This window comes from Gilliamella sp. BG7 (assembly GCF_046635565.1).
Taxonomy (GTDB): Bacteria; Pseudomonadota; Gammaproteobacteria; order Enterobacterales; family Orbaceae; genus Gilliamella; species Gilliamella apicola_P.
In genome coordinates this window covers 58175-78696 of sequence record NZ_JBIDFB010000005.1, presented here as the reverse complement: position 1 = coordinate 78696, position 20522 = coordinate 58175, and the positions used below count along the sequence as shown (strand labels likewise).

Annotated in this window: 17 protein-coding genes; 14 read left to right on the top strand and 3 right to left on the bottom strand. The window is 35.3% G+C overall.

All coding sequences use genetic code 11. The annotated features are described in order from the left end of the window. Positions 1-167: 167 nt before the first annotated feature. On the top strand, positions 168-1673 hold the full coding sequence (gene proP, locus ACGH49_RS04970; protein ID WP_065559897.1) for a glycine betaine/L-proline transporter ProP: 1506 nt from the start codon (positions 168-170) through the stop codon (positions 1671-1673). A gap of 339 nt (positions 1674-2012) precedes the next feature. Here the strand turns inward: proP and ACGH49_RS04965 are convergent, their stop codons facing one another. After that, entirely contained in the window at positions 2013-2183 is a 171-nt protein-coding gene (locus ACGH49_RS04965; protein WP_167370038.1) for a hypothetical protein, read from the bottom strand. A 395-nt stretch (positions 2184-2578) separates the two neighbouring features. On the opposite strand from ACGH49_RS04965, the gene ACGH49_RS04960 reads away from it, so the two are divergent. From ACGH49_RS04960 to ACGH49_RS04940, 5 genes are all read left to right on the top strand, one after another. After that, positions 2579-2686 (top strand): EexN family lipoprotein, encoded by a 108-nt coding sequence (locus tag ACGH49_RS04960; RefSeq protein ID WP_411588451.1) that lies wholly within the window; start codon positions 2579-2581, stop codon positions 2684-2686. Positions 2687-2820: 134 nt separating this feature from the next. After that, positions 2821-3042, top strand: a complete 222-nt coding sequence (locus tag ACGH49_RS04955) for an EexN family lipoprotein (protein ID WP_411588449.1) — start codon at positions 2821-2823, stop codon at positions 3040-3042. 215 nt (positions 3043-3257) lie between these two features. Then, complete coding sequence (locus tag ACGH49_RS04950) at positions 3258-3797, top strand: siderophore-interacting protein (protein ID WP_411588448.1); 540 nt, start codon at positions 3258-3260, stop codon at positions 3795-3797. Further along, positions 3710-4063 carry an SIP domain-containing protein gene (locus ACGH49_RS04945; RefSeq protein WP_411588447.1) on the top strand — a complete coding sequence of 118 codons (354 nt, stop codon included), beginning with the start codon at positions 3710-3712 and terminating at the stop codon, positions 4061-4063. The genes ACGH49_RS04950 and ACGH49_RS04945 overlap by 88 nt, the downstream gene beginning before the upstream one ends. A 15-nt stretch (positions 4064-4078) precedes the next feature. Beyond that, positions 4079-4651, top strand: a complete 573-nt coding sequence (locus tag ACGH49_RS04940; protein ID WP_297224076.1) for an ACP phosphodiesterase — start codon at positions 4079-4081, stop codon at positions 4649-4651. Positions 4652-4727: 76 nt separating this feature from the next. On the opposite strand, the gene ACGH49_RS04935 is transcribed toward ACGH49_RS04940, so the two are convergent. Continuing rightward, positions 4728-6908 (bottom strand): 3-hydroxybutyrate oligomer hydrolase family protein, encoded by a 2181-nt coding sequence (locus ACGH49_RS04935; RefSeq protein ID WP_411588446.1) that lies wholly within the window; start codon positions 6906-6908, stop codon positions 4728-4730. Positions 6909-7025: 117 nt separating this feature from the next. Continuing rightward, complete coding sequence (gene ilvY / locus ACGH49_RS04930) at positions 7026-7928, bottom strand: HTH-type transcriptional activator IlvY (RefSeq protein ID WP_411588445.1); 903 nt, start codon at positions 7926-7928, stop codon at positions 7026-7028. A 202-nt stretch (positions 7929-8130) separates the two neighbouring features. Between ilvY and prfC the strand changes: the two genes are divergently transcribed. The 8 genes from prfC to ACGH49_RS04890 all read left to right on the top strand — a co-directional run bounded on the left by prfC (position 8131) and on the right by ACGH49_RS04890 (position 20505). Continuing rightward, positions 8131-9723 carry a peptide chain release factor 3 gene (gene prfC, locus ACGH49_RS04925; protein ID WP_297224074.1) on the top strand — a complete coding sequence of 531 codons (1593 nt, stop codon included), beginning with the start codon at positions 8131-8133 and terminating at the stop codon, positions 9721-9723. A gap of 176 nt (positions 9724-9899) precedes the next feature. Next, a complete protein-coding gene (ptrA, locus tag ACGH49_RS04920; protein ID WP_411588444.1) occupies positions 9900-12731 on the top strand; it encodes a pitrilysin in 2832 nt (943 codons plus the stop codon). A 99-nt stretch (positions 12732-12830) separates the two neighbouring features. Beyond that, positions 12831-13703 (top strand): helix-turn-helix domain-containing protein, encoded by an 873-nt coding sequence (locus tag ACGH49_RS04915; protein WP_065559891.1) that lies wholly within the window; start codon positions 12831-12833, stop codon positions 13701-13703. A gap of 21 nt (positions 13704-13724) precedes the next feature. Further along, positions 13725-15005 (top strand): 3-phosphoshikimate 1-carboxyvinyltransferase, encoded by a 1281-nt coding sequence (aroA, locus tag ACGH49_RS04910; protein WP_065559890.1) that lies wholly within the window; start codon positions 13725-13727, stop codon positions 15003-15005. 1 nt (position 15006) lies between these two features. Next, the gene (gene cmk / locus ACGH49_RS04905) at positions 15007-15687 is read left to right on the top strand and encodes a (d)CMP kinase (protein ID WP_411588443.1); all 681 of its coding nucleotides are present in this window, start codon (positions 15007-15009) and stop codon (positions 15685-15687) included. Positions 15688-15798: 111 nt separating this feature from the next. Next, positions 15799-17481, top strand: a complete 1683-nt coding sequence (rpsA, locus tag ACGH49_RS04900) for a 30S ribosomal protein S1 (protein ID WP_411588442.1) — start codon at positions 15799-15801, stop codon at positions 17479-17481. A 98-nt stretch (positions 17482-17579) separates the two neighbouring features. Then, complete coding sequence (ihfB, locus tag ACGH49_RS04895; RefSeq protein WP_034912930.1) at positions 17580-17870, top strand: integration host factor subunit beta; 291 nt, start codon at positions 17580-17582, stop codon at positions 17868-17870. A 352-nt stretch (positions 17871-18222) separates the two neighbouring features. Further along, a complete protein-coding gene (locus tag ACGH49_RS04890) occupies positions 18223-20505 on the top strand; it encodes a DNA internalization-related competence protein ComEC/Rec2 (RefSeq protein WP_411588441.1) in 2283 nt (760 codons plus the stop codon). Positions 20506-20522: the final 17 nt, after the last annotated feature.

Genomic DNA, 20522 nt, shown 5'->3' with positions numbered 1-20522 from the left:
TATCCTCTTTTTTTATCTTTGCTGTATTTTGCTTCAATTTTAATTAACTGATAAACACTTTTTCAAAGTGAAATTTAAAAAGTATTGTTCTTTGTGTATTAAAAGGTAACCGTTTACCTTGTTGCATCATTCCTTTTTATTATTTGTATGTAAACAGGCGGTATTTTATGAAAAAAATAAGACAGTCCCAAAATAAACCATTAAACATCAACGATATTACTATAATTGATGATAGCAAGTTAAAAAAAGCTATTACCGCAGCAGCACTTGGTAATGCGATGGAGTGGTTTGATTTTGGTGTATATGGCTTTTTAGCTTATGTTTTAGGGCAAGTCTTTTTCCCTGATGCATCCCCTAGTGTTCAAATGGTTGCCGCACTTGCCACGTTTTCCGTACCATTTTTAGTTCGGCCGTTAGGCGGTTTAGTGTTTGGGATCCTTGGTGATAAATTTGGACGCCAAAAAGTATTATCAATAACCATCATTATTATGTCGTTAAGCACTTTTTGTATTGGTTTAATTCCTTCTTATGCCTCGATTGGTATTGCTGCACCAATATTATTATTGCTAGCTAAATTTGCGCAAGGATTTTCAATAGGGGGTGAATATTCTGGTGCGGCTATATTTGTTGCCGAATATTCGCCAGATCGCAAACGTGGTTTTATGGGGAGTTGGTTAGATTTTGGTTCGATTGCTGGTTTTTTAGTTGGAGCAGGTTTAGTCGTGCTTTTATCTAGTATTCTTGGCAAAGTTGCATTTCATGATTGGGGCTGGAGAATTCCATTTTTATTCGCTTTACCGCTAGGACTAATTGGGCTTTACTTACGTCATGCACTAGATGAAACACCTGCATTTCAACAGCATACCGATTTGATGGATCAAAATGTTCGCGATCATATTACTAATCAACCTAAAATGACTTTCAAACAGATTATTATCAAATATTGGAAAAGCCTATTAGTCTGTGTAGGGTTAGTGATTGTTACTAATGTGACTTATTATATGTTGCTTACCTATATGCCTAGTTATTTATCTCATAACTTAAATTACGATACAGATCATGGCGTACTAATTATTATTGCTATCATGATAGGTATGTTATTTGTTCAACCATTAATTGGTTTTATTAGCGATAAAATAGGTCGCAGACCGTTCATTATTGGGGGAAGCTTAGGTTTATTAATTCTTGCTTATCCGTCATTTGTTATGATCAATAGTGATATTATAGGTCTTATCTTTTTAGGATTATTGATTTTAGCTGTATTACTTAACTGTTTTACTGGTGTTATGGCCTCAATTTTACCGGCTATCTTTCCGACTAGTATTCGTTACAGTGCTCTAGCTATATCATTTAATATCTCGGTATTAGTTGCTGGTGCTACTCCAACAGTGGCGGCTTGGTTGGTTGAAGAAAGTAATAATTTATACATGCCAGCTTATTATTTAATGGTTGTGGCATTAGTGGGTTTACTTACAGGCATAAAAATGAAAGAAACCGCAAACCGTCCACTCCGCGGCGCAACGCCTGCAGCATCAGACAGGTCAGAGGCAAAAGAAATATTATCGGATCACTTTGACTCAATAGAACAAAGAGTCGAAGATATAGAACAGCAGATCGAAACATTACAACAACAGCGTCAGAATTTAGTCGATCAGCATCCTAAGTTAGATTGATGTGGTTATTTTTTGGTTTTGTATATTTTGTTTAACATACAAAACCAAAATTTAATAAAATCAATACGATACGCAAGTAATTTTTAACGGTAAAATTGATCCATCATAGAAATAGCTAAAACACTGCCAATCCTTTTTTTATTAATAAATAAAAGTAAATAAAAACAAAGTATTATGTAAGATCTATAAAAAGGTTTTGAAAACAGAAATCCTATTTGCCTTTTGCTAAACAGAGTTTATAGTATATCGGTTTCTAGTTTACCGCCGCATAGGCGGTTTGGAAGTCATTGGTTATGTTATCCAGTGATTATTTTGCCTGGATAGGTTTTGTTATAGTGTTTAGTTAGCTTGTTGTCTTAATTTATCTTCAATGGACTTTTTAACTTTAACCAGATGTTTAATTCCATAACCAATGGTTTTATAACGTTTACCTTTACAGGTTAGAGGCACAAACAGCTTCAATCGGACTTTCTTTAGCACGCTATAAATGGTCGTCAGACGACTAGTCATAAAACGTTTAGCCAATTCAGTGACAGTTATTTTTTCTTTATGATATAGGTGACATATCTCTTGTTTTTGATAAAGGTTTATTTTTTATTTATATTCATTATAATGCCTTACCAAATTACTATAAACAACTAAGCGAGTAAACTGGCTGATGAATTAGCAGATCGTTCATATGCTGGTGGCGGTAAGAAAGAATCTAAATCTAAAGTAATGAGAAAAATTTAGTTTGAAATTGATGAAAGCCAATATGAGGAATTAGAAGATATTGCAATAAAAAATAAGCGGCGAAGTTGCCTTTAAAAACAATACCTGATTTATTTAGGTTAGCTGTAGATGATTTTTTAATAAAATACAATAAAGCTTAATCTAATATTAACCAACGATTTTAAGGAATTTATATGAAAAAGATACTAGTATTAATTACAGCCATGTTTTTATTTGGATGTAATGAGAAGACCTATACTGTGGACGATTTCAAAAATAACAAAGAACTACTAGATAAATAGCGTAAAAAATGTAAAAACGGTGAAATTGATGGTGATAGCTTAAATTGTCAAAACTCTCACAAAGCAATGGTTAGTCTTAGTAGACCAACTAATACAGGAAAATGGACTGATTAATTTAATTGTAAGGAATTTATATGAAAAAGATACTAATATTAATTACTGCTATATTTTTATTCGGATGTAATGAAAAGACCTATACTGTTTCTGACTTTGAAAATAACAAAGAACTACGAGATGAATATAATAAAAAATGTCAAAATGGCGAAATTGATGGAGATAGTCTAAACTGTAAAAATGTATTTGATGCATTAATAAGTATAGAAACACCAAAACAAAACCCTCACGCGTGGGATTAATTAAATCTCTATCTGTGATAAGTTTATAGACTTAATTTGCTCCTTATTTGTAGGAAAAAGCTTATGAGTTTTTAGATGATTATTTTAATCATGAAGTGTAAACAACTCGGCATTTTCCTACAGTTTATCTATTTTTTCAATTATAAAAATAGCATTATTCTAATATATTTTGTTGTATGATGATGCCATTTAGCAATAAATATAAGGATCTGCTGATGGATGAAAAAATAGGAAAAATCAAATTCAATAAGAAAGTCATCGTCAATGCGTTATTAACAGTATTGAATATTGAAAAAATATCTCCCAGTTTTATTCGCATACAGTTTAGTAGCGATAAATCAGTGAATATCGATCCATTATGGGTTTGTCCGTATTTAAAATTGCTTTTTCCTGATCCTTCAACCAATGTAATTACTTTCCCTAAACTTGATGATAATAATAAAATCGCTGTTGATGATAAGCAACATCAGCTAGTCCGTAGTTATAGTGTGCGCGAATTTGAGCGTGCCTCTAATCAATTTTTTGTTGATTTTGCTGTTCATGATACAGGTTTGGCTTCAGTGTGGTCGCAAAAAGCTAAGATTGGTGACCAAATCGGTTTGATTGCGGCAGCCAGCAAGTTGCGATTTACTGATAATTGTTTGGTGTTAATGGGGATATTTCGGCTGTGCCCACCATATGTTATACGCTTGAACATCTTCCCCAAAATCAGAAGGCTTTTGCCTTTATACAGGTTAATCATAAAAGTGATATAGTGCTGTTGCCAGATAATAAAAATATTAAGGTGAATTGGTTTATACAAAATAGGGATAATCCCTTTCAATTAGTTGATGCGGTAATTAATGCTGATTTATCAGAGCAAAATAAGTTGTTGTTTTGGGGAGGAATGGAGCGTTCGTTGGCACAATCTGTTCGTCATGCTATTAAAGATAAATATATACATTTGTCGCCTGATGCTTTTCATATTACTAGTTACTGGCGAGAAGGTTTCGCTGAAGGCGAATTTAAACATCGTGAATAATTAACGGTTACTTTTATGAATATTCTTGCTCATTTGCATTTGGCTACGTTAGCACGTAGTTCGTTAATTGGTAATACAGTAGCTGATTTTGTTAAAGGTGATCCTTATTTAATTTATGACTCTAATATTGCCGATGGCATTATGCTACACCGCAAAATTGATAGATTGACCGATAGCCTGCTTGAAGTTAAAAAAGCCAAGTTGCTGTTTAGAAAATCGCATCAGCGTGTTGCACCGATTACATTAGATATTGTGTGGGATCATTTTTTGTCAAAGCATTGGGCTAATTACGGTTTGCTGTCTAGTGTGTCTCAATTTAATCAAGTAACAAAAGCTCATATCCAACCTTATATTGACGTTTATCCGGCAGATTATCAGCATTTTATGAATTCAATGTGGCAAGGGGAGTGGCTCGAAAATTATGCTTCTATTGACTTTGTTGGTAATGTGCTTAGTGGCATGGCAAATAGACGACCAAAATTATATTTGTTAAAAGAAACAATTGTTGATGTTAAGCAGCATTATGCTCAATTAGAGTCGTTATTTTTTTTGTTATATCCCAAAATCTGTTTAATAGTAAAAGCTTAGCTCTAGCTAAGCTGAGTTTTGGTGCTACCAGTTCAAGCCGCTGTGCTTAAACCAGTAGCATTTTGAATATTTGCTGTTAATTAGGCAATATCAGTTTGCCATCCTCTTTTTGGATAATGCTGTTGCTATTTGGCGTTTGGGCTATCGGTTTTAGGTTGTTGTTGGTTATTTGTGGCGCATAACCACTTTTACCTCCACGAGTTTTAGTATGTACAACTTGGCTTATTGGTAGCGTAGCGTTGTTGGTTAAGTTAGCCCATAACCATTCGATGGCATCTTCGCCATAATAATCAATTGGTAGTAATGTGTTGTCAAATGGGGCTCTGCCATCTAAGTAGCTGGCGTTTTCTACTTCAATATATCGCAGTTGTGATTGTTTACCTTCTACCAAACTGTTTAATGCAACATAAGCGCGCGATGTATAGTTTGGTAATTGTTTAACATTATTCCGACCATGGACAATAAAGGTTTTTATACCATGTAAGTTACCCGATGCCATAACTTGTTTTATGCCTTCGTTAACGCGTGGTTCTTGTGATTTTTCATAAACACAGATCGACCCTTTGGTGCCATAGTCAATAGTGTTTTTTGTTTGCGAGCTAGAATAAAATTCACGTCTTGGGGTGTTTAGGTCTTTGTTTTCAACTAGATCTAAAATTGTTGCATTATAACCATTCCAAAGCGGTAAATGACCGTTAGCCATTCCCCATATTTGTTCAAAAGATATTTCTTCTAATGGTGCAACTTTACCTGTGTTATTAATTGGATTCTGCTGGGTACTTGCTACCGAAAAATCACACATATTTTCGATGACACTATATTTGCCATAGGCACTAACATATTGATAAGGCAGACCAATGGATTCAGTGTAGTAAAAATAGGGTAGCTGGATGTCCATTTCTGGTGTCCAACCATTTTTGTGTAGTTTTTCTAATGCTTCTTTGGGTGTTCCTGTAGTCAGTAAATTTGCTTTTTTAAGTGCGTTACAGCGTTCTTGCGAATAAATAAAATAATCCGCATAAGGTACATAAGAATCGTCTTTATAGGCTTTTATGGCTGGTATGGCGCATGGTATATATAACGCACCATAAGCACTGTAATTTGCAATGGATTTGGATTCTAGATTTTGTAAGTTGTTGCCAATTTTTAGTGTAACCGAAGCTTGGTCAAGATTCGGTTGTATTTGCGGATTAACTGCAACAATGCCGTCAATCATATTTTGATCATCTAATTCACCAGCTTTTAATGCTGCTCCACCGCCATCGCTTGCGCCATAGACTAAAACGAGGGTGTTATCTTTGTTGAATATAGCTTGATCATTAGAGGAAAACATACTATTAAGTTCATAAAAGGCAAATTCTATGGATTTTAATACATGTTCCCCCCAGCGGGCTTCGGCATTGAGTTGCGAGTGTAGTTGTTTTATAGCATAGCGATGGGGATATTTTTTAATATATTTATCTTTATTATTAATCGAAGGAGAGAATAAGATGTTACCGCTTTGTGCTTCTCCCCAAACGGTGAACCCAAGATTGCGTTCAATATCATAAATGCCGTTACCTAGTCCTTTATCGTTATATACTACTGCACAGTTGTGACGGAGTCCCCATAATCCACGAATTTGTATATCTTTGGTATTAAATATTCCATCCGAATCACTAGCAGGAACTGCAACAATACAGGGTTTTTTTTTGTTAAAATCAAGTGGAATTTGTAGCAACATGCCAACACCGTCTTGTCTTTGTACGGCTGATATTTCGGTACCTGCAATTTTACCGTCAAACAAAGGTGTTAGTTCTTGCTTCCTGAAACCAAATAGTGTGCCTTCACCAATTTTGATGTCAATGTAGCGATTTAGTTTGGCTTGTCGGCGTTCTTGAAAGTTTGGTTTAGCTGGGATTTTAACTTTTGGCGTGATAATGGTGGTTGACAGTGGGGTAAACCCAAGCCCTGCTGTAACAAGGTCATCACTATCGCCATCATAATAAGCCAATGTATTGCGGACTAGCCACTTTGGTTTTTTTATTGTGTTATCAATTTGAGATGGCGTGCTGTTGTTAGTTTCAACATTGGTTGTTGTAGTCGTGGTTGTGGCTGTATTTGCGGTTTTGCTGTCGACCTCTGTATTTTTGGAGTCACTGTCAGTGTTTATGTTAGATGTGGGTGATTTTGTGGTATTGGGCTGTGCCGTTAATGGCATAATAACAGCGACAAAAAGAATCAATGAGACCAAAGTTTTTAATTTTATTTTTTTCATTTTCAATACCATGGAATGTTATTCTGTTATATAAAATTTTAATAAAAAATTAGGTATATGCTAGTTAATACGTTATATAGTTTTAATTTTGAGATGCGATTATACACTATAATTTTGTTATGCGTTATTAGGTAAATTGAGATTGCATATTGCCCAAAAGGCAGCAATGATTTTTTCTGATAATCTTCTTTTTTGTACACAAATACCAACATCAAACGGTTCCATTAAGTTTGTTGACCATTCGGTTATGCGTTCTCTTATTCGTTCAGGGCTATTGTCCATTACGACTTTAGGTAATAAGGCTACCCCACAACCTAAAGCTACCATTGATACAATGGCTTCATGTCCTGCGACTGTAGCATAAATTTTGGGATTAGAAATTTTTCTTTGCTTAAACCATAAATCAATACGGTGGCGACTGGGGCCATGTTCAGGCAATATAAAGGGAATATTGTGCCAGTCAGGCTGTTTTTGATGTAATTTGTCACTAAATGTGCTATTAAGTTTAGGTATTAGCAATACCATTTCAATTTCGCCAAATTTTAAAAACTCAATACCAGTGGGGAGCTGTTTTGGTTTGCCAGCAATAGCTAAATCGGCTTCATTTGCTTGTATTTTTTTTACTGCGTCAGCTGCATCCCCCGTTGATAGTTTGATTTCAACCAGTGGATAGTGGATCCTAAAGCGATCAAGTATTTCAGGTAGATGACTATAAGTAGCGGTGACTGAACAAAATAGAGTAAGTTCACCGACAATCTGTTGGTTAGATTGATCTAAATCATGTTTTAGTTGTTGGTGCATATTTATAACTTGTTGAGCAAAACGTTTAACTTTTTCGCCCTCCGAAGTGATTTGTACTTGCCTATTGTCGCGAATAAATAGCGGATGACCAAAATGTTCTTCAAGTCGCTGGATCTGCCTTGATAAGGTTGATGGACTAACATGCATAGCATTTGCTGTTATACCAAAGTGACAGGTTTCACATAAATGTAAGTACAATTTTAAATCACGAATGTTCATAGCAAATTCCAGTTTTATACTTAAACACATAGTTACCGGAAACTTTTTAACAAGAAGCAGTAAATAGTGCATTACTTATTAGAGTAAATATTATGCATAGATAAATAAATAAGGCAAATAACGTTACATATAACATCAATGGCAAAATAGGCAGATACCTGCTAAAATATGCGATTATTTTTGTGTGGGTTAAAACAGTTTTATGACAGAACAAGCTTATTTAGACGAAGTTAATGCACGTCGCACTTTTGCAATTATATCTCACCCCGATGCTGGTAAAACAACCATTACCGAAAAGGTATTGTTATTTGGTCATGCAATTCAAACAGCAGGTACAGTTAAAGGCCGTGGCGCTAATGCCCAACATGCTAAATCAGACTGGATGGAAATGGAAAAACAACGTGGTATTTCAATTACTACATCTGTGATGCAGTTTCCTTATAATGATTGCTTAGTTAATTTATTAGATACTCCAGGGCACGAGGATTTTTCTGAAGATACTTATCGTACGCTAACAGCGGTTGATAGTTGTTTGATGGTGATTGATGCCGCAAAAGGGGTTGAAGATCGTACACGTAAATTGATGGAAGTGACACGATTACGCAATACACCAATTTTAACCTTTATGAATAAGTTAGACCGTGATATCCGCGATCCAATGGAACTGCTTGATGAGGTTGAAAACGAGTTAAATATTATGTGCGCCCCTATTACTTGGCCGATTGGTTGTGGCAAATTATTTAAAGGTGTTTACCATTTAGCTAAAGACGAAACTTATCTTTATCAATCAGGGCAAGGTCATACAATACAAGAAGTGCGAATTATTAAAGGGTTAACTAACCCTGATTTGGATTTAGCGGTGGGTGATGATTTAGCGCAGCAACTGCGTGAAGAGCTTGAATTAGTGCAAGGCGCATCAAACGAATTTGATTTAGATGCTTTCTTGTCAGGCGATTTAACACCAGTCTTTTTTGGTACGGCATTGGGTAATTTTGGCGTTGATCATATGCTTGATGGTTTAACAGCTTGGGCACCAACTCCTCAACCTCGTCAAACCGATAAGCGCGAAGTCGAATCATCAGAAGAAAAGTTCAGTGGTTTTGTTTTTAAAATTCAAGCCAATATGGATCCTAAACACCGTGACCGCGTTGCATTTATGCGCATTGTATCGGGTAAATATGAAAAGGGCATGAAATTACGACATGTACGTATTGCTAAAGATATCAATATTTCTGACGCCTTAACATTTATGGCAGGTGATCGTGAACATGTTGAAGAAGCCTATGCTGGTGATATCATTGGTTTACATAATCATGGCACGATTCAAATAGGTGATACTTTTACACAAGGTGAAGATCTGAAATTTACAGGCATTCCTAACTTTGCACCAGAACTGTTTCGTCGAATTCGTCTTAAAGATCCACTTAAACAAAAGCAGTTATTAAAGGGGTTAGTTCAATTGTCCGAAGAGGGTGCTGTACAAGTGTTTCGCCCATTAACCAATAATGACTTAATTGTGGGTGCTGTAGGGGTTTTACAGTTTGATGTGGTGGTTGCTCGATTAAAATCAGAGTATAACGTTGAAGCCATTTATGAGCCAGTTAATGTGACAACAGCGCGTTGGGTTGAGTGCTCAGATGTGAAAAAACTGGAAGAGTTTAAACGTAAATGCGAACAGAATTTGGCATTAGATGGTGGTGATAACCTTTCTTATATTGCGCCAAGCATGGTTAATTTGAATTTGACGCAAGAACGGTATCCTGATGTTGAATTTAGAAAAACTCGAGAACATTAATTGTATTCATCACAAAATAGCGGAATCTATCATTATGTTTAAGCATTTTGATACATCCGCTTCTTTCTTTTTAACCGCATTTTTTTGATGATAAAGTCAAGCGAGTGAATATTATGGATTTGAAAAATAAAAAAATAGTCAATTTAATAATTAGTAGTGTTATTGGATTATTAACTATGACTACTTCACCGGTATTGTTTGCTATTGAAAATAAGCTTGTGAGCCCAGTTTTGTTAGAAAAAGTTCAGCAAAGCGAGCGCGATAAGCGCCAATATGAAGTGATTGAGCTAGCAAATAAAATGCGCGTGTTACTTGTGTCTGATCCTAATGCTGTAATATCACTGGCATCATTAGCATTACCCGTCGGCTCGTTGCAAGATCCCAAAGAGCAACAAGGGTTGGCTCATTATGCTGAACATATGGTATTAATGGGATCGAAAAATTATCCAGAACCAGCAAGCTTTTCTCAATTTTTAAGTCGTCATTCGGGAAGTTATAATGCTAGCACTGCAGCACATAGAACGGCTTTTTATTTTGAAGTTGAAAATAGCGCATTTGATAAAGCACTGGATTATTTAGCTGATGCTATTGCTGAGCCCAATTTAGATCCTAAATTTGCCGATAAAGAACGTAATGCAGTTAACGCTGAATTGACAATGGCCAGATCAAATGATGGTTTTAGGATCGGGCAAGTTAATTCCGAAACTATTAACCCTAATCATCCATCGGCACAGTTTTCGGGTGGTAATTTAGAAACATTAAGTGATAAACCAAGTAGTAAATTACAAGATGCTTTAGTGACTTTCCATAAAGATTATTATTCGTCTAATATCATGGTGGGGGTAATTTATAGTAATCAGTCGATCAATAAATTGGCAAAATTAGCTGAAAACACCTTTGGTAAAATCCCTAATAAAAATATTAATGCTCCAATAGTTGATAAGCCAGCGATCACACCAAATGTGCTAAGCAAACAGATTGCAATGGTGCCAGCGCAACCTAAAAAATTGCTATTTTTACAATTTCCAATGGAAAACAATTTAGATAAATTTGCTGATAAAAGTGATGAATATATCACTTATTTAATTGATAACAGTAGCACCAATACGTTGTCTGATCAGTTACAAAAGCAGGGGCTTATTGAAGGTATTAGTTCGTCTATCAACCCTATCCGTTATGGTAATAGCGGTATGTTGAGTATTAATGTGAGCTTAACCGACGATGGTCTCGCTCAAAAAGATAAAGTTATTGGGGCTATTTTTAATTATTTACAGTTAATTCAAAAGCAAGGAATTTCTGATGCTTATTATGAAGAACTTAAGAAAGTTTTAGCTCTAGAATTTAAGTATCAGGATGTTGAGCGTGATATGTCTTATGTGGAATGGCTATCTGATCAGATGTTGTTGTACCCCGTTAAAAATATATTAAATTCTGATTTTATTGCTAATAATTTTGATAAAACAGCGATCACCGCTCGTTTAAAAAGCCTAACGCCGGATAACGTTAGAGTTTGGATTATTTCACCAAATGAAACAACTAATAAGACGGCTTATTTTGTAGACGCACCTTATAAAATCGATAATATTACTAGTGAGCAAAAAGCGAATTGGTTGGCTTTAGGCAAAAATTTCACATTTAGTTTACCTGAATTAAATCCTTATATTCCCGACGATTTTTCAATTGTGAAGCAAAACCGTGCTCAAGCTCAACCAGCTGGGTTTAGTAAACGTGGTAATCATCTTCATTTTGTTAGTCAATATTTCAAAACTGAACCTAAAGCGGCGATTGTGGTTTCGTTACGGAATAACGAGGCTTTTAGTGATGCTAAAGCAGAGGTCGCTTTTAATTTACTTGATTACATTGCAAGTCGTAATTTAGAACAATTACTATTTCAGGCAGGCGTTGCGGGTATTTCGTTGTCAACGGATGATGATAATGGCTTAATGATTTCAGCCAGTGGTTTTAGTCAGCATTTACCAAAAATGGTGACAGCAATTCTTAATAGTTATCGCAATGTGACGATTGATGATCAAAGCTTAGTGTTAGCTAAATCTTGGTATTTGCAGGAATTGGATAAATCTGAGCATGCTAAAAGTTATTGGTTGGCGGTTAATCCTGTTAATGAATTGTCAGATTTACCGTATTTTGAACGGGATGAAAGACGTCAAATTACAGCAACCATGACTATTAATGACGTGTTAACTTATCGCGATAATTTATTAACCCACTCAGTACCTTATATGCTTAGCTTGGGTAATTTGTCTAACGAGGATTCTTTGGATCTTTATCATTCCATCCAAAAAACACTAGTGCGTGATGTTGAATTTACTCCTGTTGATAATATTCAGATTAAAAAATCATTGGAGGCCAAAATGACTCAATATGCGAAAAGCACTGATAATGCTTTGATGATGAGCTATATTCCAACAGGTTATGATCGAATTGCTAGTAGTATGCTAAGTTATACGTTGTCGAAAATTATTTCACCTTGGTTTTATGATCAGTTACGCACCAATGAACAACTCGGCTACGCTGTATTTGCTGGCCCTGTTACAGTTGGAGATTCAGTTGGAATGAGTTTTATCATTCAAAGCAACCAATACGATCCAGTTTATTTATTTAAGCGTTACCAAGAATTTTATCCTGTTATATTAAGTAAGCTTAAAGCATTATCTAAAGAAGATATTGAGCAATATAAAAAAGCGGTACTTGATGAATTGAAAATGCCTCCGCAAACATTGGATGAAGAGTTTAGTCGTTATATGGCTGACTATCGAAATTCGCGTTTTACGTTTGATTCACGGCACAAAAAAATTGAACAATTGAAAAAAATCACTCAACAAGATTTAGTTGATTTTTATAACCGTTCAGTGATGGATAAAAAAGGTTTTGTATTTGCATCGCAAGTTCTTGGTAAGCGTGAAGATAATGCTAAACAACCAGAGGCAATTTCTGAGTTTACTGAATTTGAAAATGTATCGGCATTGCAAGATGTGTTATTAAAATAGTTGTTAAAAATATAGGCTACACCTAAAACATTTTGCCAAAAATTGGCATTGCTATCACCTTGTGATACACTGCCAAAATCCTAATAGTTTGAGTGTATTATGATTACTGGATCGATTGATTATTGTGCTATAGGTCAGCGTCTGCGTGCGTATCGGATTGCTGCCTCTTTGAAGGCTGAAGATGTTGCAGAAAGCCTTAAAATTTCAAGAGCAGCAGTATATCGGTTAGAGAAGGGTGAGATCGTTAAAATTGAAACTCTAGAGCGATTGGCTTCCTTGCTTGATACGTCTTTTGCTAGTTTACTCGGCATTGATACTGAATACTATTCGAGTGGTGAAGGTTTTTTTGAACGTATGCGCCAATTAGAAGAACAATCAACTCATATCTATTCTCATTTCGATCCTTTTTCCTTTTTATTAACTTCTTCTGATTATTTGTCTCATTTAGCGATGATGTTAAATGAATCGAGTAAACCCGCTGATCCTCAAAAATATGCCACTACCTTATCCATTTTAAAAGATCGTAAAACTCAGTTCTGTCAATCAATTCCAAAAGTTATTAATTTAATCAGTTTACGTAATGTAGAACGTTTTTTACATATTGGTTTGGTTGGTAATTTAACTATTTCGCCGGGTAAAAAATCGGAAAGAATGCTACTAGCACGCAAAGAAGTTTATCACTTAATTCAGTTAATTGAACAACAATCTCTTGCGCCAACAATTGCTATTACACAAGAAGCTATTCCGTCAATTGCTTTTCAGATTTTTTATCAAGATGGGGATCCTATTTCATTAGCAATGAGCCCATTTCGATTAGGTGAGTTACCTAATGTTACTACTGGTATTGCGTCGATTACGTCATCTTATCATGCAATTAAACGGTATCGCCATTTATTTGATAAGTTATGGGAAAATAGTGCTAAAGATAAGCAAGCAATTGATTTATTGAAAGCGACGTTAGAGAAATTTTAAAGAATATTAAAGAGAGTCCTTATGTTATCCTTAACATTACAACCGATAAAAAGATTTAATGGTACTATCAATTTGCCTGGTTCAAAGAGTGTTTCTAATCGTGCTTTATTATTATCAGCATTGAGTAAAGGTAATACACGGTTAACGAATTTACTTGATAGTGATGATGTTCGTTATATGCTTGATGCGCTTGCAGCGTTAGGTGTGAAGTATCAGCTATCACACGATCGCACGATTTGTGATGTGCAAGGTGTAGGCGGTATTTTGCAATCCAACCATGCATTAGAGCTTTTTTTAGGTAATGCTGGCACAGCGATGCGTCCACTGACTGCAGCTTTATGCCTTGGTCATAATAATATTGTGCTAACCGGCGAACCACGCATGAAAGAGCGCCCAATTGGCCATTTAGTCGATGCGCTGCGTCAAGGTGGTGCTAAAATTGATTATCTCGAAAATGAAGGATACCCACCATTACACCTTCATGGTGGTTTTATTGGTGGTGAAATCCAAGTTGATGGTTCGGTCTCTAGCCAATTTTTAACTGCGTTGTTAATGGCTTCGCCATTAGCACAAAATGATACTCAAATTACTATAATTGGTGATTTGGTGTCTAAGCCTTATATTGATATCACTATTAAGATGATGGCTATGTTTGGTGTTTTGGTTACCAATCACAATTATCAAAAATTTACTGTTAAAGCTAATCAGTGTTATCAATCGCCAGGCGATTATTTAGTTGAAGGCGATGCTTCTTCTGCTTCTTATTTTTTAGCAGCGGCTGCAATTAAAGGCGGTACTGTTAAAGTAACTGGCATTGGAAAAAATAGCTTACAAGGCGATACCCAATTTGCTCATGTACTTGAAAAAATGGGGGCTAAAGTTATTTGGGCTGATGATTATATTCAATGCTCTCGTGGTGAATTACACGGTGTTGATATGGATATGAATCATATCCCAGATGCAGCAATGACTATCGCCACAACAGCGCTGTTTGCTAAAGGTCCAACAACAATTCGTAATATTTACAATTGGCGAGTTAAAGAAACTGATCGCTTATATGCGATGGCAACTGAATTAAGAAAGGTTGGCGCAACTGTTGATGAAGGTCACGATTATATTACTATTATTCCTCCAGTTAAATTAAACCATGCCGAAATCGAAACCTATAATGATCATCGTATTGCTATGTGTTTTTCATTAGTGGCGCTTTCAGATACACCTGTGACAATATTAGATCCTAAATGCACAATGAAGACTTTTCCTGATTATTTCGAACAATTTAAACGATTAAGCGAAGAATAAAATGAATAAATCTGTTCCCGTTATTGCTGTTGATGGGCCAAGCGGTGTCGGTAAAGGCACGTTATGTCAAGCATTAGCCAATCATTTTAAATGGCATCTTTTAGATTCTGGTGCTATCTATCGTGTGCTAGCTCTTAGCGCGCTTAAGCAAGGTATTGCGCTAGATGATGCCAATAAACTTGAACAACTAGCTCTGAATTTGCCACTAACGTTTGATACGCAAGGTTATAATGTTAAAGTGTTATTAGATCAGATTGATGTGACTAAAGAAATTCGTACAGAACAGACGGGGGGAGCTGCATCAAAAGTGGCGGCAATTAATTCGGTTAGAGCAGCTTTATTACAACGTCAACGTGACTTTAAGCAAGCACCTGGATTGGTTGCAGATGGTCGTGATATGGGCAGTGTAGTATTTAGTGATGCCCCTGTTAAGATATTTCTTGATGCTAGTGCCCAATCTCGTTCAGAAAGGCGAATGAAACAGTTGCAAGATAAGCAAAATAATGTTAAATTCGCCGAAATTTTGCAGGAAATAACTGCGCGTGATGAACGAGATCGTCATCGCGCCGTTGCGCCACTTAAACCTGCAATTGATGCTCTAATAATTGATACTACATCACTGTCTATTCAAGATGTTTTTAATCAATCAATTGAGTATATAAACGAAAAACTTGCGTTGTAACTTAAATTATAGCGCGAACATAGCTCCATTATAAGGATGTATGGAGTATTATAAACAACCCCACAAGACAGGATGTAATGTGGACGTTAAAATTAACTTAAGTATATAAATATGACTGAATCTTTTGCTCAACTCTTTGAAGAGTCTATCAATCAACTAGACACTCGTTCTGGTAATATGATCCATGGTACTGTCGTTGCAATCGACAAAGATGTTGTTTTAGTTGACGCTGGTTTAAAATCTGAATCAGCGATTCCAGTAGAGCAGTTTAAAAATGCCCAAGGCGAATTAGAAGTTCAAGTCGGCGACGTTGTTGATGTTGTGCTTGACTCAATCGAAGATGGTTTTGGTGAAACTATCTTATCTCGTGAAAAAGCTAAGCGTCATGAAGCATGGCTTACACTAGAAAAAGCAGTTGAAGATGCTGCAACAGTTTTAGGTGTTATCAATGGTAAAGTTAAAGGTGGCTTTACGGTTGATCTTAATGGCGTTCGTGCGTTCCTTCCTGGTTCACTTGTTGATGTTCGTCCATTACGCGATACTTCTCATATTGAAAATAGAGAAATCGAATTAAAAGTTATTAAATTAGATCAAAAACGCAACAACGTTGTTGTTTCACGTCGTGCAGTTATTGAATCTGAAAATAGTGCAGAAAGAGAACAACTTCTTGAAAATCTACAAGAAGGTTCTGAAGTTAAAGGTATCATCAAAAATCTTACCGATTACGGTGCATTCGTTGATCTTGGTGGGGTTGATGGTTTACTTCACATTACTGACATGGCTTGGAAACGTGTTAAACACCCAAGTGAAGTGGTTGAAGTTGGTCAAGAATTACTTGTTAAAGTACTTAAATTTGATAAAGATCGTTCACGTGTATCACTTGGCTTAAAACAATTAGGTGAAGATCCATGGGTTTCAATCGCTAAACGTTATCCAGAAGGTACTAAAGTAACAGGTAAAGTAACTAACTTAACTGACTACGGTTGTTTTGTTGAAATTGAAACAGGTGTTGAAGGTTTAGTTCATGTTTCTGAAATGGACTGGACAAACAAAAATATTCATCCATCTAAAGTTGTTAGCTTAGGTGATGTTGTTGAAGTTGTTGTGCTTGAAATTGACGAAGAACGTCGTCGTATTTCTCTTGGCCTTAAACAATGTAAACCAAACCCATGGTTACAATTTGCTGAAACACACAATAAAGGTGATAAAGTTAGTGGTAAGATCAAATCAATCACTGATTTTGGTATCTTTATCGGTTTAGATGGTGGTATCGACGGTTTAGTTCATCTTTCAGACATTTCTTGGAATATGCCTGGCGAAGAAGCTGTTAAAGCTTATAAGAAAGGTGATGATATCGAAGCTGTTGTTTTACAAGTTGATGCAGAACGTGAACGTATCTCTCTAGGTATTAAACAATTAGAAGATGATCCATTTAGTAGCTTTGCTTCTAACTATAAAAAAGGCACAATAGTTAAAGGTACAGTAAGTGCAGTTGACGCTAAAGGTGCAACCATCGAAATCGCTGAAGGTATTGAAGGCTACTTAAAAGCACAAGATATCGCTCGTGAGCGTATTGAAGATGCAACAACTGCATTAAAAGTTGGTGATGAAGTTGAAGCTAAAATTGTTAACATCGATCGTAAAACTCGTGCAATTTCGTTATCAGTACGAGCGAAAGATGAAGCTGATGAAAAAGAAGCTCTCGCAGCAGTAAACAACACAGCAACTCAAGAAGATGCATCATTTACTAATGCAATGGCAGAAGCATTCAAAGCTGCATCAAAAACTGAGTAAAAAATATTTATGTAAAGAGTAAAGAGGGCTTGCCCTCTTTTTCTTTTATGGGATAGAATGAAATAGTTACATGCCACATAAATAAATTAGGAGTGATCATGAACAGATCAGATTTAGTAGAACGAATTGTTAACTGGCGAACACACCTCCCTGTTCAACTAGTTGATGATTCAGTTAGAGATATCATTGAACAGATCGCTTTAGCTATGGAAAGTAACGATCGTGTGGAAATTCGAGGTTTCGGTAGTTTTAGTTTGAACTATCGAGCTCCACGTAAAGCAAGGAATCCAAGAACTGGTGGTAATGTTGAAGTGAAACATAAATATATACCTCACTTCAAACCAGGTAAAGAATTACGTGAAAGAGTAAATAATGCTGCAAACGCATAATCTTTAAATTTTACACCTAGATAGAAGCCTTTGAGTTAGATCAAAGGCTTTTTTGTTTTAGCTAGTTTAATTTCTATCATTTAGTCGTACTTACTTATTTAAACAATCTTTACCATTTATCATTAAGGAAAAACCAGTCAACGTTATGTTGATTTAAGTCGTTAACTCCCTCTTTTTAAATATGCAATATTCCGAATAATTTCAGTAAATTTCATTAAGATTAATAATTAAAATGGAACAAAGATCGAAAAATTCAACATCAATTATTTTTTTATGATATCAAGTGATAGGCTTATATTGTTTAATATAAAGATGGTAAGTATTAGTGCAGAAAATTTGTTCTTTGGATTTAATGGCTATAATGTTTTCATTAGGTTGTTTACCATTACTATTTTTGCCACATTTATTGTCTGATCTATATTGGTATTTACTTGCTTTTATCTTGTTTTTAGTTGTGTTAATCGTTCCTGTTAACTTTCGTTGGTATTTATCTGTTTTTGTTGTATTTAGTTTAGGTTTTTTGTGGTCAACTGCTTATTCTAAGCAATATTTATCCAACATTTCTCCCTATATTGATAAAACGCTAGTTGTTCACGCCAAAGTAGTTAATATCAATACTCATCAGGCAGCAACGGCCAACGAACCTTATTACATGCCATTTTCTATTTTTTCCATTTCAGATGTTACGCTTGCAAAGGATATTCCGATTTCGGTTTACTGGGATAGGTTAGATCCCCCTAAATCTGGGGAAATTTGGCAATTGACACTAAAAACAAAAATTGTACATGGGTATTTAAATGATGGAGGATTTGATAGCCAACGCTTTTCGATAGCAAACCGTAGTTTATTATCGGCTAAATTGGTTGATGCCAAGTTGTTAAATAATAAATCTGACTTAAGACAATATATTACTAATTTGGCTCTACCTTATATCGATTTATTTAGTTATAAAGGTATTTTGCTAGCCCTTGCTTTTGGTGATCGTTCTCAATTAGGTGACGAGCATCGTATGGTAATGATGCAAACAGGTATTGCTCATTTAATGGCTATATCTGGTATGCATATTTTAGTTGTTTATGGGCTTAGTTGCTTTTTGGCTAAAGCTATACTGTTTTTTATTCCAAAGCGTTTTATCTATTTTTTTGTACCAATTATAATAGGGTGGTTATGTGCATTTTTTTATGCATGGTTAACAGGTTTTAATCCGCCTACTTTGCGAGCTATGGTTGCTTTGTCAATTTGGATCTATTTTCGTTATAAAAAATATAAAATAAGTTCATGGCAAAAAATCAATCGGATCATTGCGTTGTTATTATTATTTGATCCATTGATGATTTTATCTGAAAGTTTTTGGTTATCTTGCTATGCAGTAATAACTTTAATTTTTTTGCATGATTGGGTGCCGCTTTCCAAAGCAGTAAGGCATAAAAAACGTTGGTATATAATTAGGATATTGTATTTGCAGTGTGGGTTAACCTTATTGCTGCTTCCTATTCAGTTTTTTGTTTTTCAAGGTGTTAGTGGAGTTTCGATTTTAACAAATTTAATTGCAATTCCTGTTATTTCATTAGTTACATTTCCTACCATTTTATTGGCGTTAATATTTAGTATTTTTGATTGTTTTTCTATTGCCTTATGGTTTTGGCTAATTGCTGATAAATCTCTAGAATGGCTATTTTTGAGTTTAAATTGGCTTAATCAATTATGGATTAACATTCCTTCAGATTTTTATTTATTAGGTTTTTTAGGTTGGTTAACTGTAGTGATAATCCGTACAGGAGTTTGGCAACGCTTTAGCATTACTTTGCTCGTAATTTTGATGATACTGGTTACCCCTTTTTTTAAACAGCAACACTATCGTTGGCGGTTAGACATGTTAGATGTAGGTCATGGATTAGCTATCGTTATCCATGATGGTAAGTCTGCAATTTTGTATGATACAGGGGCTAAGTGGGAAAAAAGTTCCGCTATGGAAAGGGTTATTATTCCTTTTCTACAATGGCATAATTTGAATGTACAAGGTATTATTATTAGTCATCAACATAATGATCATGTTGGCGGTTTGAAATTACTTCAACTTATTTACCCTAAAGCATGGTTAATGAGTTCGTCTTCTGATTTTAATAATGATTATCAATGCTTAGCGGGTAATAGTGTTATTTGGAATGATCTGACGTTTAATGTGCTGTGGCCTAATCAGCTGGTTAGCGATGCTCAAAATAAGGATTCCTGTGTGGTACAAGTTACCGATGGACATTTTTCTGTATTGTTAACTGGGGATCTAGAACGTAATCAGGAATATCAGTTAGTTACTAAATATCGAAATCAGCTAACATCCACTATTTTACAAATCCCCCATCATGGTAGTAGTACATCGTCAAGTTATACATTTTTAAATCATGTTAAACCAGTAAAGTCATTGGTGTCTACATCTCGTTATAATCCTTGGAAACTCCCCTCCAATAAGGTAATGGCAAAGTATAAAGATTTACAATTAGACTATTATGTTACTGCTAGAACAGGTCAAATAAGTCTTTTTTTTGATAAACAAACATGGAAGCTAAAAACTATGCGAGGTGAAATTAAACCTAGATGGTATCATGATTGGTTTGGTAGTTTACCAAATTATGAGTAAAATAGGCTATCGTTTGC